The organism is Micromonospora sp. KC213 (assembly GCF_004348325.1).
GTDB lineage: Bacteria > Actinomycetota > Actinomycetes > Mycobacteriales > Micromonosporaceae > Micromonospora.
Map to the genome: position 1 here is coordinate 1 of NZ_SMKF01000158.1, position 14,046 is coordinate 14,046.

The window sequence follows — 14,046 nt, forward strand, 5'->3', positions numbered from 1 at the left end:
GGGTGGACGGGGAGGGGGGTGGCCCCGCCTGCTCCCGGCGCGGCGCCGCCGCCTGGTCCGGCACGGTCGGTTCCGCCGGCCGGGGCGACGAGTCGCCGCCCCGGTCAGGTCGGGTCGTCCTGCCGGTCATGCCAGTCCGAGCTGCTTGAGCAGGTCGGCGACGGACTTGTCCTGCTCGGTGAGGAAGGTGGCGAACGCGTCGCCGGTGACGAAGGCGTCGGTCCAGCCGCGCTTGGTCAGTTCGGCCTTCCACTCGTCCGAGTCGTGCATCTTGGTCAGCGCGTCGATCCAGACCTGCTTGTCGGCGTCGCTGATCCCCGGCGGCGCGACGATGCCCCGCCAGTTGGTGAAGACCAGGTCGATGCCGGACGACTTGAGCGTCGGCACGTCCTTGAGCGCCTCGACCGGCTCCTCGCTGGTCACCGCGAGGACTCGGATCTGACCGGCCTCGACCTGGTCGAGGAACTCGCCGAAGCCGCTGGCCCCGAAGGCCACCTTGCCGCCGAGCAGGGCCGGCAGCAGTTCGCCGCCGCCGTCGTACGAGACGAAGTTGACCTGGCGGGGGTCGATGCCGACGGTTTTCGCGAGCTGCATGGGCAGCAGGTGGTCGGGGCCGCCGGCCGAGGAGCCACCACCGACGGCGATCTTCTTCGGATCCGCCTTCCAGGCCGCGACCAGGTCGGCGATCGTCCGGTACGGGGAGTCCTTCGGCACCACGATGGCACCGGCCTCCTCGATCAGCTTCGCCAGCGGAGTGGTCTGGGTGAGCGTGGCCGACGACTTGGAGGTGTACGAGGCCCCGACGACGCCCAGCCCCATCTGCATGGCGAGCTTGCCGTTGCCCTTCTCGTTGACCGTCCGTTGCAGGCCCACGGTGCCCCCCGCGCCGGGCAGGTTGAACACCTGCACGCCGGTGGCGATCTTGGCGTCCTCCATCACCTTGGCCGCGGTGCGGGCGGTGGTGTCGTAGCCGCCGCCCGGGGTGTTCGGCACCATGATCCGCAGTCCGGAGACCGGCTTGCCGTTCCCACCGCCGGACGCGCCCTCGTTCTTGTCGGCGGTGGCCCCGCACCCGGCCAGGGCCAGCGCCGTGGCGGCAGCGGCACCGATGGCCAGCAGTTTTATCCGAGTTGCCATCTTGTTTCTCTTCCGTTTCGAAGGAGTCCGGCGGCAAGATGATGGCCCCCGGGCGGACGCCACGTCTGCCTTCTGTCACCAGCGGAAATTGAGGTCTTTGTGGTCACGGTCACGCCCCGCCGCACCCTGGCCGGGCAGTTGCTCGTACTCCAGCTCGCGATCGTGGTCGTCGTGCTGGTGGCGGTGGCCGCCGTGTCGCTGGCGCAGTCCGCGGCCACCTTCAACCGGGTGGAGGGCCGGCGGGTGACCGCCCTCGGCGAGCAGTTCGCCGGCCACCCCGTGCTGCGCGACCAGCTCAGCCAGCCGGCCCCGGCGGAGCGGGTCGCCCCGCTGGTGCAGAGCACCCTCGACCAGTCCGGGGTGACCTCGGTGACGGTGGCGGACGCCCGGGGCCGGGTGGTCGCCTCCACCGATCCGACGCTGGTGGGCAGCCTGCTGGTGCTCGGCGACCCGCGGGTGGCGCAGGGCCGTGCCTGGTCCGGCGAGTTGGAGCTCGGCGGCTCACGGGAGCTGGTGGCCCAGGTACCGGTGCTCGGGGCCGACGTGCAAAAGAAGAACGTGGGCCACCACCTGGGCGTGGTGACCGTCGGCGAGGCGGCCCCGACCTGGTCGGAACGGCTGGTCGGCGCGTCCTCGTACCTGCTCACCTACCTGGGTATCGCCAGCGTGCTGGGGGTGGTCGGCTCCTGGCTGCTGGCCCGGCGGATCAAGCGGCAGACGCTCGGGCTGGAGCCGCGCGAGATCGCCGGCCTGGCCGAGCACCGGGAGGCGCTGCTGCACGGCATCGCCGAGGGGGTGATCGCGCTCGACCCCCAACTGCGGGTCACCCTGGTGAACGCGGTCGGCCGGCGGCTGCTCGACCTGCCCGAGGACTGCCTCGGGCGCAGCCTCGCCGACCTGCGCATCGGCGGCCGGCTGCGCGACGTGCTGGCCGGCAGCGACCCGGACGCCCGGGACGAGGTGGTGGTCCGGCGCGGCCGGGTGCTGGTGATGAACCGGATGACCGTCAGCAAGGACGGCCGGCGGCTCGGCTCGGTGACCACCCTGCGGGACCGCACCGAGCTGGCCCGGCTGGAGCAGGAGATCGGCTCGTTCCGCAGCACCACGGAGCTGCTGCGCGCGCAGACCCACGAGTTCGCCAACCAGCTCCACACCATCTCCGGGCTGATCCAGATCGGCGAGTACGACGAGGTGGTCCGGTACGTCGACGCGCTGAGCCGGCACCGGGCCTCGCTCGACCTGACAGTGACCAGCCGGATCCACGACACGGCGGTGGCCGCGCTACTGATGGCCAAGTCGGCGACGGCCGCCGAGCGTCGGGTGGAGCTGCGGATCTCCGAGCGGACCGGCCTGGACCGGTTGGCACCGGCGATCGCCGCGGACGTGGCCACGGTGCTGGGCAACCTGGTGGACAACGCCGTCGAGGCGGTCGCCGGGGGCGAGCCGGTGGGCCGGGGCGAGCCGGTGGACGGCGAGCCACCCGCCTGGGTCGAGGTGGAGCTGCGTCGGGACGCCTCCTCGGTGGAGATCGTGGTCCGGGACTCCGGGCCCGGGGTCGCCCCCGAGCTGGCCCAGGAGGTCTTCACCCACGGCTTCACCACGAAGGCCGCCCAGGGCGGTGAGCGGGGCATCGGCCTGGCGCTCACCCGTCTGGTCTGTCACCGTCGGGGCGGCGAGGTGGCGGTGGCGAACACCGAGGAGGGGGCGATGTTCACGGCCCGGATGTCGGTGACCGGCGCGACGGAGGTGGCCCGGTGATCGACGTGTTGGTCGTCGACGACGACTTCATGGTGGCCCGGATCCACCGCGGCTTCGTGGAACGGGTCGCCGGCTTCCGGGTGGTGGGCACGGCCAGCACCGGCGAGGAGGCGGTGGCCGCGGTCGGCGAACTCCGCCCCGACCTGGTGCTGCTCGACCTCTACCTGCCGGACATGTTCGGGCTGGACGTGGTGACCCGGCTGCGGGCCGCCCGGCACGACTGCGACGTGCTGGTGATCAGCGCGGCCCGGGAGGCCGAGGCGGTACGCCGGGCGGTCCGCTACGGCGCGGTCAACTACCTGCTCAAGCCGTTCGGCTTCGACGAGCTGCGGACCCGGCTGGAGCAGTACGCGGCCCGGCGCAACGCGCCGCGCGCGACGGTCGTGGCCGACCAGGCCGACGTCGACCGGGTGTTGTCGCGCAGCGGCACCCAGTTCGCCACCTCGGCGTTGCCCCGGGGCCTCAGCCCCGAGACCGCCGAGTTGGTGGAGCGGGCGCTGCGGGAGCGGTCCGGCACCCTCTCGGCGGCCGAGTGCGCCGGGGCGGTCGGTATCTCCCGGGTCAGCGCCCGCCGCTACCTGGAGCACTTCGCGGACACCGGTCGGGCGGAGGTGACCCTGCGGTACGGCTCGGCCGGCCGTCCGGAGCGCCGCTACGGCTGGGTGGGCTGAGGGGCCTACGGCTCGAACTTGTAGCCCAGGCCCCGGACGGTGACGATGTACCGGGGCGCGGACGGCTCCGGCTCGATCTTGGAGCGCAGCCGCTTGACGTGCACGTCCAGGGTCTTGGTGTCGCCGACGTAGTCGGCGCCCCACACCCGGTCGATGAGCTGGCCCCGGGTGAGCACCCGGCCGGCGTTGCGCAGCAGCAGCTCCAGCAGCTCGAACTCCTTGAGCGGGAGCTGGACGGGCGCACCGTCGACGGTCACCACGTGCCGTTCGATGTCCATCCGGACCGGGCCGGCGGCCAGCGTCGGCGTACCCGTCTCGGCGACCTCGGTGCTCTGCCGCCGCAGCACGGCACGGATCCGGGCGACCAGTTCCCGGGGCGAGTACGGCTTGGTGACGTAGTCGTCGGCCCCGATCTCCAGGCCGACCACCTTGTCGATCTCGCTGTCCCGGGCGGTGACCATGATGATCGGCACGTGCGAGCGCTGCCGCAGCTGCCGGCAGACCTCGGTGCCGGACATCTCGGGGAGCATCAGGTCGAGCAGGACGATGTCCGCGCCGGTCCGGTCGAACTCGGTCAGGGCGGAGGGGCCGGTCGCGGCGACGGATACCTCGAAGCCCTCCTTGCGAAGCATGTACGACAGGGCGTCGGAGAACGACTCCTCGTCCTCGACCACCAGAACGCGGCTCAACGGGGTGCTTCCTTTCCTTGGTCAGACCTGGCGAAGCTCGGCCGGGCCGGCCTCGATCCCATTCGACGGCAGTAGCGTCTGCAGGTCGTCCGGAGGTCTCGCGGGTAGCCGCAGGGTGAACGTCGACCCTCCGCCGAGGGTGCTCGACACCTCCACCCGGCCGCCGTGGTTGCTGGCGATGTGCTTGACGATGGCCAGGCCGAGGCCGGTGCCCCCGGTGGCCCGGGAGCGGGCCTGGTCGGCCCGGTAGAACCGTTCGAAGATCCGGTCGACGTCGGTCGGGGCGATGCCGATGCCCTGGTCGGCGACGGCGATCTGGACGTGTTCGTCGTCACTGCGGACGGTGACCCGCACGGTGGTGCCGTCCCCGGAGTAGTTGACCGCGTTCTCCACCAGGTTCGCCACCGCGGTGGCGAGCTGGGTGTCGCTGCCGTAGACGGTGAGCCCCTTCTCGCCCTCGATGACCACCTGGATGTCCCGGGCGAAGGCGGCGGTCCGGGTCCGGTCGAGCACCTCGGCGAGCACCCAGTCCACGGCGACCGGCTCGGGCGGGGGCTGCGGCTCGGCACCCTGGAGCCGGGTCAGTTCCAGCAGCTCCTGCACCAGCCGGCCGAGCCGGGTGGACTCGTGCTGGATCCGCTCGGCGAAGCGGCGGGCGGCGACGAGATCCTCGGAGAGGTCGGGGGCGCCGGCCGATGCCGGTTCGGTGGCGTCCAGCAGCGCCTCGGCGAGCAGTTGCAGCGCGCCGATGGGGGTCTTCAGTTCGTGGCTGACGTTGGCGACGAAGTCGCGGCGTACCCGGGCGAGCCGGTGCGACTCGGTGACGTCGGCGGCCTCGACGGAGATGTAGCCGGCGCCGAGCCCCATCGCCCGCAGGTGCACGCCGAGCGGGTTGTCCCCGGCGTTGTCGCGGCCGCGTGGCAGGTCCAGCTCGATCTCGCGCCGCACGCCGGTGCGGCGCACCTGCCCGGCGAGGGTACGGATCAGCGGGTGGGCGGCGATGGAACCGGGCGTGACGCCGGTACGCAGCAGCCCCATGGCCCGGGCGGCGGGGTTGACCACGACGGGCACGTCGTCCGGGTCGAGCACCACCACCCCGGCGCGGAGTGAGTCGATCGTCTTGCGGCCGAGCCCGGGCAGCCCGCCCTGTTGGTCGTCGGGAATCGCGGGCCTCCCCCTGTTCCACCGGGAGCCGATGCTCCCGGGCGACGCCGCTCGGCGCCGCCACGATCCCCGGTGCCGGGCCAGCGCGAGCCCGGCGACCAGCCCGGTCGCCAATGCCACAGCCACCACGGCGGCCACCGCCCATTCCACCTGGCGATCGTAGAGTCATTGTTAACCTAGAGAACGCCCAGATCAGGACGAAATACTCTCACTTCCGCAGAAGTTCACTCTTGGGTCCCGCGTCGTTCACCAGAATTCACCTCGGATCCGTCCCCCCGGCCTACCGTGGGCCGCGCACCGCTGACGACACCCGCCGGACCTCCGGCGGCCCCCCAACCCCAGGAAGTGACGATGCGCGACGAGTTCCGGGCCGACCTGCAGATTGTCAGCCAACTGCTGGTGGACATGGCCGAGGGGGTGCGCGCCGCCATGCACCGGGCGACCCGCGGCCTACTGAAGGCCGACCGCGAGGCGTCGGAGGCCGTGATCGCGCGGGACGCCGAGATCGACGACCTCTACCGGCAGGTCGAGGAGCGGGTCTGTGACCTGCTGGCCCGGCAGGCGCCGGTCGCCTCCGACCTACGCGCCATGATCACCGCGCTGCACGTCGCCGCCGATCTGGAGCGGATGGGTGACCTCGCCGACCACGTCGCGAAGACGGCGCTGCGCCGGCACCCGTCGCCGGCGGTGCCGGCCGAGCTGCGGCCGGTCTTCACCGACATGGCCGCCATCGCCGACCGGATGGCCGAGAAGATCGGCAAGGTGCTGGCCAGCCCCGACGCCGACCTCGCCGCCGAACTGGACCGCGACGACGACGCCATGGACGACCTGCACAAGAGCCTCTTCGGCGTCCTGCTCGGCGAGGACTGGCCGTACGGGGTGGAGACGGCGATCGACGCGACCCTGCTCGGCCGCTTCTACGAGCGCTTCGCCGACCACGCGGTCAACGCCGGCGAGCACGTGGTGTACCTGATCACCGGAGAGGCGGCATCCGCGCCCAACTGATCCCCGGCACGACGCAGGCCCCCGGAGATCCGGGGGCCTGCGTCGGGGAGCGTCAGCGGCCCTGGTTGGCGACCGCCGCGGCGGCCTGCTTGGCGGCCTCCGGGTCGAGGTACGTCCCGCCGAGGACCTGCGGACGCAGATCCGGCGAGAGGTCGTAGCGCAGCGGGATGCCGGTGGGGATGTTCAGCTTGGCGATGGCCTCGTCGCTGATCTGGTCCAGGTGCTTGACCAGGGCACGCAGCGAGTTGCCGTGCGCGGCGACCAGCACGGTACGGCCGGCCAGGATGTCCGGCACGATCGAGTCGTACCAGTACGGCAGCATCCGCTCCACGACGTCCTTGAGACATTCCGTGCGCGGCATCAGCTCGGTGGGCAGCAGCGCGTAGCGCGGGTCGCCCGCCTGCGAGAACTCGTCGTCGTCGGCGATCGGCGGCGGCGGCGTGTCGTACGAGCGGCGCCAGAGCATGAACTGCTCCTCGCCGTACTCGTCGAGGGTCTGCTTCTTGTTCTTGCCCTGCAGGGCGCCGTAGTGCCGCTCGTTGAGCCGCCACGACCGGCGCACCGCGATCCAGTGCCGGTCGGCGGCGCTCAGCGCCAGTTCGGCGGTACGGATCGCGCGTCGCAGCACGCTCGTGTGCACCACGTCCGGCAGCAGGCCGTGCTCGCGCAGCAGCTCACCGCCGCGGCGCGCCTCCGCCTCTCCCTTGGCGGTCAGGTCGACGTCGACCCAGCCGGTGAAGAGGTTCTTCGCGTTCCAGTCGCTCTCGCCGTGCCGCAGCAGGACCAGCGTCCCGACGGTGGGCCCTTCGCTCGCAGTCATGCTGGTCATCCTGCCGCACCGCACCGACGGACACGCGGGCGGTGGTGGTGACGACCACCACGTGGAAATACCGATGACCGGCGAAACCGCCCGGCACTAAGTTGTAAGGCGCTTCGACTGGATTGGTCATTACGTGAGCGGGGGCGCGGACGTGCGGACGGTACGGAACTGGTTCCGGGACACCACAGGCGGGCTGCCAAGGCCCTTCTGGTACCTCTGGACCGGCACGCTGGTCAACCGGCTCGGCTCGTTCGTCCTGGTCTTCCTCGCCATCTACCTGACCCGGGAGCGGGGCTTCTCGGACGCCCAGGCCGGTCTGGTGCTGGGCCTGTGGGGCGTCGGCGGCGCGGTCGGCACGACCGTGGGCGGTACCCTCGCCGACCGCTGGGGCCGCCGGCCCACGCTGCTCACCGCGCACCTCGGCGCGGCCACCATGATGCTCGCGCTCGGCCTGGCCCGTCCGCTCTGGGCCGTCGGGGTGGGCGCCCTGCTGCTCGGCATGTTCGCCGAGGCGGCCCGACCGGCTTTCGGCGCGATGATGGTCGACGTGGTGCCGGAGGCCGATCGGCTGCGGGCGTTCTCCCTGAACTACTGGGCGATCAACCTGGGCTTCGCCTGCGCCGCGGTGCTCGCCGGTTTCGCCGCCCAGGCCGGCTACCTGCTGCTCTTCGTGGTGGACGCGGCGACCACACTGGTCACCGCATTGATCATTTTTACCCGGGTCAGGGAGACCCGCCGGACCACCACCCCGGCCGTCGTCAGGGGTGCCCCCGCTCCCGCCGGGACCTGGCGGACCGTCCTCACCGACCGGGTCTTCCTGGGTTTCGTGGTGCTCAACCTGTTCGGTGCGCTGGTCTTCCTCCAGCACATCTCGATGCTGCCGATCACGATGGGCGAGTCCGGCCTGAGCCCGGCCACCTTCGGCTCGGTGATCGCGCTCAACGGCGTCCTGATCGTGGTCGGGCAGCTCTTCGTGCCCCGGCTGATCCGGGGGCGGAACCGGTCGCACGTGCTCGCCCTGGCCGCGGTGGTGATGGGTGTCGGCTTCGGGCTGACCACGTTCGCCGAGGCGGCCTGGTTCTACGGGCTCACGGTGCTGATCTGGACCGTCGGCGAGATGCTCAACTCGCCCTCCAACGCCACCCTGATCGCCGAACTCTCCCCCGACGAGCTGCGCGGCCGGTACCAGGGCATGTTCTCGCTCTCCTGGCAGGTCGCCGGAGCGGCGGCACCGGTGGTCGGCGGTCTGGTCCGGGAGCATGCGGGCAACGCGGCGCTCTGGCCGGGCTGCGCGGTGATCGGCGCACTGATGGGGGTCGCCCACCTGGTCTCCGGGCCGGCCCGGGAGCGGCGTGCCGCCCAGTTGCACCCGCCGGCGCAGCCGGTGGTCCCGGTCACCGCCGTCCAGCCGCCGGCCCCTGCGGCGACCGAGGCCACGGTCACCGTGCCGGTCCCGGCCCCCTGAGGTACGCCAGGGGCACCCCCATAGCCGACTCACCCAAGGACCGACGTCTCCGCCGCGGTCGACTCGATGCGCCCGATGATCGACTTTCGCAGGATGGCGCACGGGCACGGGAACCGGAGACAGCCGCGGCGTGAGCACCGACGGCGAAGCGCCCACCGCGAACCGTGGTCGCGGTGGGCGCTTCGTACCGCCTGCCCGGCGGCGGCGGGCGACACTCACCCCCGTAAGCGTCGCCCGCTCGCGCCGCCGGTTCCCGGGTGGCACCGTCCCCCAACGGTGTGCTCCACCCGACTGGCGTCTCGCTCGGTGCACGGATCTGATCGATCCACCGCTCCCCCGAACGGTTCCGAACGTGACGCGGTGCAATAAAGTTAGTTCGCCCGGATTCTGGTTTCAACTCGGATCACTGTCTCGCCGGTCACAGCACCAGCTGTCCCGATCCAGTGGGGTTCACCCGGCACAGCAGGTCTGGTCGATCTGGCGGGTTTAATCCGGGCTACGACGTGGTCAACAGGGTGTTCCCCCCGACCATTCCCCTAAACCTCAGCCGTCCTCCCGATCAGGTGACTCGGTGCGGAAGAAGTTGCTCTGCCGCCCGTCGCGCAGCTCCTCCTGGTAGATCAGGTTCAGCTTCCGCTCGTCGAACGTCCGGAACCAGTCGTCCCAGGTGATGACCTGCACCCGGCTGCTCTCCCGGTAGCCCGGGATCTCGAAGGTGAGCACCCCCGGCCGGCCGTTCCGCTCGGTGCCGGCGATGGTGGCCGGGCGGGCCCCCCGGGCCCGCGCCCAGTTCTGGATCACCTCGTGGTTCGTGGTGACCAGGCTGCGGCCGGGACGCTCGGGGCGGTCGGTCGGTGCGGTGATCAGCTGCGACGACCGTACCGACCGGGAGGTGCCAGCGCCGGTCCGCGCCTTCGCGGATGTGCCCTTCCCGGGCGTCGCCCTCGTCGCCGGCGCCGGCGCGGCCTTCGCCCGCGCAGACCTCGCGGGAGCCGCCTTCGCCCGGGAGGCCGGCGCGGCCTTCGACCGCGCGGACCTCGCGGGAGCCGCCTTCGCCCGGGAGGCGGCGGGGCCCTCGGCCCGCGCCGTCGTCGCCTTGCCGGCGATCGGGCTGCCCGTGCGCGCCGGGGCGCCCCTACGGGCAGCCGGGGCCGCCTTGCGGGCCGGGGCCGGCGCGGCCTTCGCCCGCCCCGACGCGGCGGCCCTGCCGGCGGTGCTCTTCCCGGCCGGCGCCCGTCCCGCCGGGCCGGTGGCGCGACGGGCGGCGCCACCGGAACTCCCCTCCGCCCGCAGCGTCCGCGCCAGTGTCTTCACCAACTCCGGCTTGCGCAGCGCGGAGATCCCCGCGACACCGCGACGCCGCAACTGGCCCCGAATGTCGTCCACCCGCATCCGGGAGATCTCCGACTCGGAGATCCCCGGCGTGTTCGGGGTCTGGTTGCCCTGCCTGGTCCTGGTCGCAGTTCCGCCGCGACCTGAGCTGTTCCGCTGAGCCATGGCACGCTCCTCGACAGTCCGTCCTCGGCCTGCGGCGGGTCCCTGTCTGCCGCGCCGCAGCGATGCGGCATACCCGTCAGGACCGGTCCGAACCTCCCGGGGACGGGGCGAACAGGTGCGCGAAGGCGTCGAGGTTGGCCGTCGACTCGCCCCGCTTGACCCGCCACTCCCACTCCCGGCGGATCGCGCTGCCGAAGCCAATCTCCAGCATGGTGTCGAAGGACTCGTCGGCGTACGTGAGCACCGCGCCGAGCAGCCGGTCCAACTCGTCCGCGTCGACGCCGGCCGGATTGACCCGCCCGGTCAGGTACACGTCGCCCGCCGCGTCGATGGAGAACGACACGCCGTACATCCGGGCGTTGCGCTGCAACAGCCAGGCCCACAGATCCTCGCGCCGCTCGTCGGGCTGGCGCATCACGAACGCCTCGATCCGCAACGCGTGCTCGCCGACGATGAGGTTGCAGATCGTCTTGAGCTTGTGGGCGCCCGGCAGGGTGACGGCGTACGAGTTCTCGCCGGTCGACTCCCAGTCCAGCTCCCGTTCAGCGCAGACGGACTCGATCAGGACAGCCAGGTCGCTCTTCGCGCTCATCGCACCCACTCTACGGTCGACCGGACAGGCACACCGGACGGCGACCGACAGCACAGATCACCACGAGCAGGACATGGCCGCGTTTCCGGCCAGCCGGGCCGCCAGCCGGCTACGGTGCTCGGCAATCGCCTCCCCGTACACGGCGAGCAGCCCCGACACCGTCCGCTGCCAGGAGAAGTTGCGGGCGTGCCCGACCGCCCCCGCGCCCAGGGTGACCCGACGTGGCCCGTCGGGCAGCAGGCGGCCGAGGGCAGCGGCCCAGTCGACGGGGTCGTGCCCGTCCACCAGCATCCCGCTGACCCCGTCCCGGACCGCGGTGACCAGGCCACCCACGGCGGCGGCCACCACCGGCGTGCCGCACGCCTGCGCTTCCAGGGCGACCAGCCCGAACGACTCGTTGTACGAGGGCACCGCGACCAGATCCGCCGCCCGGTACAGGGCGGGCAGGTCCTCGCCGGTCTGCGGCGGCAGGAACCGCACCCGGTCGGCGACGCCGAGCGAGGCGGCCAGCTCGATCAGCGCGGTGGGTCGTTCCAGACCGCTGCCGCTCGGACCGCCGCAGATCACCACGGTCAGCTCGTCGGCCAGGGCGGGATCCCGCTCGCGCAGTGCGGCGACGGCCCGGATCAGCACGTCGGGAGCCTTGAGCGGCTGGATCCGGCCGACGAACGCCACCACGTACCCCGCGGTGGGCAGCCCCAGCCGACGGCGGGCGGCGTGCGTGGCGACCTGCCGGTTCCCGGCGGCCGGACAGAACCGGTCCAGGTCGACGCCGGGCTCCACCACCGCGACCCGGCCCGGGTCGGCGTCGTACCGGCCGATCAGGTCACCCGCCTCGACCCGGGTGTTGGCGACCAGTCGGTCGGCCTCGGCGACCACCTGCTCCTCGCCGATCACCCGGGCCTTCGGCTCGGGACGGTCACCGGCGGCGAGCTGGGCATTCTTGACCTTGGCCAGGGTGTGCGCGGTGTGCACCAGCGGCACTCCCCAGCGCTCCTTTGCCAGCCAGCCGACCTGGCCGGAGAGCCAGTAGTGCGAGTGGATCAGGTCGTAGTGGCCAGGCGGACGGGCCGCCTCGGCGCGCAGTACCCCGGCGGTGAAGGCGCAGAGCTGGCCGGGCAGCTCCTCCTTGGTCAGCCCTTCGAGCGGGCCGGCGGTGACGTGCCGGACGTGTACGCCGGGCGCCATCTCGACCACCGGGGGCAGGTCGCCGGAGGTGGCCCGGGTGAAGATCTCCACCTCGACGTCCGCCTGGGCGAGCCGCCGGGCGACCTCCAGGATGTAGACGTTCATTCCCCCGGCGTCGCCGGTGCCCGGCTGGTGCAGCGGCGAGGTGTGCACCGACACGGTGGCGATCCGGCGGGGGCGGGGCCACGGCAGGGCACCTCGCTGACGACCGACACCGGTGTGCAACTTCGCCACGTCCGCTCCCTCTGCCACGGTTGATGCCGTCCCGCACGACCGGCGCTCCTCGGTCAACCGCCACGCCGGATGCCATCTTCCCGATCCCGGTCCGGAAACACGGCGGGGCCGTCCACCGGCGTGACCGACCTCATCCACCGGCCCGCCCACCGCCGAGACCGGCGGGGCGGAGAATGGCGGGATGACCCCTGTCGCGATCGTCACCGGGGCGTCCAGCGGGATCGGCGCGGCCACCGCCCGCCGGCTGGCCGCCGAGGGTTTTCACGTGCTGGCCGCCGCGCGGCGTACCGACCGGTTGGCCGACCTGGTCGCCACGATCGAGGGCGCCGGAGGCAGCGCCACCGCCGTCGGGTGCGACGTCACCGCGGACGCGTCCGTCGCCGGGTTGGCCGCCGCCGCGCAGGCCGCGCCCGGCCCGGTCACCCTGCTGGTGAACAACGCCGGCGGCGCACGCGGGCTCGACCCGGTGGAGGCCGGCTCGGTCGCCGACTGGCAGTGGATGTACGACGTCAACGTGCTCGGCACGCTGCGGGTCACCCAGGCCCTCCTGCCCGCGCTGGAGGCGTCCGGCCGCGGCACCATCGTGATCGTCTCCTCCACCGCCGGTCACGTCGTCTACGAGGGCGGCGGCGGCTACAGCGCGGCCAAGCACGCGCAGACCGCCGTCGCCGGAACGCTCCGGCTGGAGCTGTGTGGGCGGCCGGTCCGGGTCGTCGAGATCGACCCCGGCATGGTGAAGACCGAGGAGTTCGGCCTGAACCGCTTCGACGGGGACGCGGATCGCGCCGCCGCCACCTACGCCGGGGTGGCCGAACCGCTGGTCGCCGAGGACGTGGCCGACTGCATCGCCTGGTGCGCGACCCGCCCGCAGCACGTCAACGTGGACCGTCTCGTCGTCCGCCCGCTGGCCCAGGCCGCCCAACACAAGGTGCACCGGGCCGTGCAGCGCGAGGAGTGAGCCGATGGTGCGAGCCCCGCAGCGCGAACAAAGCCGGACCGGGTGAGCGTGGGCCAGTCGGCGGTCCGGCCGCTCGGGGTGGTCACCCGCGGGACGACCAACCCGAACCGGCTCCGGCGGGTGGACAACTGGATCGTCGCGTACTGCGGCGACCGCCTCCGGGTGGCCGCCGACCCGCTGGTGGTCGACCTGGGCTACGGCGCGACCCCGGTCACCGCCGTCGAGCTGCGGGCCCGGCTCGCCGCCCGGGTCCGTCCGGACGTGCGGGTGGTCGGGCTGGAGATCGACCCGGTACGCGTGGCCGCCGCCGCGCCCGCGGCGGAACCACCCTGGCTCACCTTCGCCCGGGGCGGTTTCGAGCTGGCCGGGTTCCGTCCGGTGCTGGTCCGGGCGTTCAACGTGTTGCGCCAGTACGACGAGAGCGAGGTGGCCGACGCCTGGCGTACGGTGACCCGGCGGCTCGCCCCGGGCGGGGCGCTGGTCGAGGGGACCTGCGACGAGCTGGGCCGGATCGGCAGCTGGGTGCTGGTCGACGCCGGCGGGCCACGCACCCTGACCCTGGCCGCCCGGCTGGCCGGTTTGGAGAGCCCGGCCCAGCTCGCCGAGCGGCTACCCAAGGCGCTGATCCACCGCAACGTCCCGGGCGAGCGGATCCATGACCTGATCCGCGCCCTGGACGACGCCTGGCGGGCAGCCGCCGGCTACGCTCCGTTCGGCCCCCGGCAGCGCTGGGTGCAGGCGGTGCGGGCGGTCCGCGACGCCGGCTGGCCGGTCCACGGCCGTCCCCGGCACTGGCGCCGAGGCGAGGTCACCCTTCCCTGGACCGCCGTGACTCCCACCCCCCACCGACCACCCACCTGACCCAGGG

Annotated in this window: 13 protein-coding genes; 6 read left to right on the forward strand and 7 right to left on the reverse strand. The window is 72.8% G+C overall.

Annotated elements, in window-relative coordinates; genetic code table 11:
- Positions 1–126 precede the first annotated feature (126 nt).
- Complete coding sequence (locus E1166_RS24430) at positions 127–1,137, reverse strand: tripartite tricarboxylate transporter substrate binding protein (protein ID WP_132342310.1); 1,011 nt, start codon at positions 1,135–1,137, stop codon at positions 127–129.
- 99 nt (positions 1,138–1,236) lie between these two features.
- On the opposite strand from E1166_RS24430, the gene E1166_RS24435 reads away from it, so the two are divergent.
- Positions 1,237–2,895: an ATP-binding protein gene (locus E1166_RS24435; protein ID WP_132342311.1), complete on the forward strand. Its 1,659-nt coding sequence runs from the start codon at positions 1,237–1,239 to the stop codon at positions 2,893–2,895.
- Positions 2,892–3,566 (forward strand): response regulator, encoded by a 675-nt coding sequence (locus E1166_RS24440; RefSeq protein WP_132342312.1) that lies wholly within the window; start codon positions 2,892–2,894, stop codon positions 3,564–3,566. The genes E1166_RS24435 and E1166_RS24440 overlap by 4 nt, the downstream gene beginning before the upstream one ends.
- Before the next feature lie 5 nt (positions 3,567–3,571).
- On the opposite strand, the gene E1166_RS24445 is transcribed toward E1166_RS24440, so the two are convergent.
- Positions 3,572–4,255 (reverse strand): response regulator transcription factor, encoded by a 684-nt coding sequence (locus E1166_RS24445; protein WP_132269032.1) that lies wholly within the window; start codon positions 4,253–4,255, stop codon positions 3,572–3,574.
- Positions 4,256–4,276: 21 nt separating this feature from the next.
- Positions 4,277–5,569, reverse strand: coding sequence for an ATP-binding protein (locus E1166_RS24450; protein ID WP_165944423.1), 1,293 nt, complete (start codon positions 5,567–5,569; stop codon positions 4,277–4,279).
- A gap of 201 nt (positions 5,570–5,770) precedes the next feature.
- On the opposite strand from E1166_RS24450, the gene phoU reads away from it, so the two are divergent.
- Positions 5,771–6,424, forward strand: a complete 654-nt coding sequence (phoU, locus tag E1166_RS24455; protein WP_132269034.1) for a phosphate signaling complex protein PhoU — start codon at positions 5,771–5,773, stop codon at positions 6,422–6,424.
- Positions 6,425–6,476: 52 nt separating this feature from the next.
- Here phoU and E1166_RS24460 read toward each other — a convergent pair whose 3' ends face one another.
- Positions 6,477–7,244, reverse strand: a complete 768-nt coding sequence (locus E1166_RS24460) for a phosphoglyceromutase (RefSeq protein ID WP_132269036.1) — start codon at positions 7,242–7,244, stop codon at positions 6,477–6,479.
- A gap of 151 nt (positions 7,245–7,395) precedes the next feature.
- Between E1166_RS24460 and E1166_RS24465 the strand changes: the two genes are divergently transcribed.
- Positions 7,396–8,709, forward strand: a complete 1,314-nt coding sequence (locus tag E1166_RS24465; protein WP_132342317.1) for an MFS transporter — start codon at positions 7,396–7,398, stop codon at positions 8,707–8,709.
- 543 nt (positions 8,710–9,252) lie between these two features.
- Here the strand turns inward: E1166_RS24465 and E1166_RS24470 are convergent.
- From E1166_RS24470 to mshA, 3 genes are all read right to left on the reverse strand, one after another.
- On the reverse strand, positions 9,253–10,206 hold the full coding sequence (locus tag E1166_RS24470) for a hypothetical protein (protein WP_132342313.1): 954 nt from the start codon (positions 10,204–10,206) through the stop codon (positions 9,253–9,255).
- A 76-nt stretch (positions 10,207–10,282) separates the two neighbouring features.
- Positions 10,283–10,798, reverse strand: coding sequence for a YbjN domain-containing protein (locus E1166_RS24475; RefSeq protein ID WP_132342314.1), 516 nt, complete (start codon positions 10,796–10,798; stop codon positions 10,283–10,285).
- 57 nt (positions 10,799–10,855) lie between these two features.
- Positions 10,856–12,220, reverse strand: a complete 1,365-nt coding sequence (mshA, locus tag E1166_RS24480; protein ID WP_132342315.1) for a D-inositol-3-phosphate glycosyltransferase — start codon at positions 12,218–12,220, stop codon at positions 10,856–10,858.
- A 181-nt stretch (positions 12,221–12,401) separates the two neighbouring features.
- On the opposite strand from mshA, the gene E1166_RS24485 reads away from it, so the two are divergent.
- Entirely contained in the window at positions 12,402–13,178 is a 777-nt protein-coding gene (locus E1166_RS24485; protein ID WP_132269045.1) for an SDR family oxidoreductase, read from the forward strand.
- A gap of 48 nt (positions 13,179–13,226) precedes the next feature.
- Entirely contained in the window at positions 13,227–14,039 is an 813-nt protein-coding gene (locus E1166_RS24490) for a class I SAM-dependent methyltransferase (RefSeq protein ID WP_132342318.1), read from the forward strand.
- The last annotated feature ends 7 nt before the right edge of the window (positions 14,040–14,046 follow it).

Bases quoted from the DNA above. Each gene is read 5' to 3' on its own strand.
- E1166_RS24485 (WP_132269045.1), top strand. From the start codon at position 12,402: ATGACCCCTGTCGCGATCGTCACCGGGGCGTCCAGCGGGATCGGCGCG.
- E1166_RS24430 (WP_132342310.1), bottom strand. From the start codon at position 1,137: ATGGCAACTCGGATAAAACTGCTGGCCATCGGTGCCGCTGCCGCCACG.
- E1166_RS24460 (WP_132269036.1), bottom strand. From the start codon at position 7,244: ATGACTGCGAGCGAAGGGCCCACCGTCGGGACGCTGGTCCTGCTGCGG.
- E1166_RS24475 (WP_132342314.1), bottom strand. From the start codon at position 10,798: ATGAGCGCGAAGAGCGACCTGGCTGTCCTGATCGAGTCCGTCTGCGCT.
- E1166_RS24470 (WP_132342313.1), bottom strand. From the start codon at position 10,206: ATGGCTCAGCGGAACAGCTCAGGTCGCGGCGGAACTGCGACCAGGACC.
- phoU (WP_132269034.1), top strand. From the start codon at position 5,771: ATGCGCGACGAGTTCCGGGCCGACCTGCAGATTGTCAGCCAACTGCTG.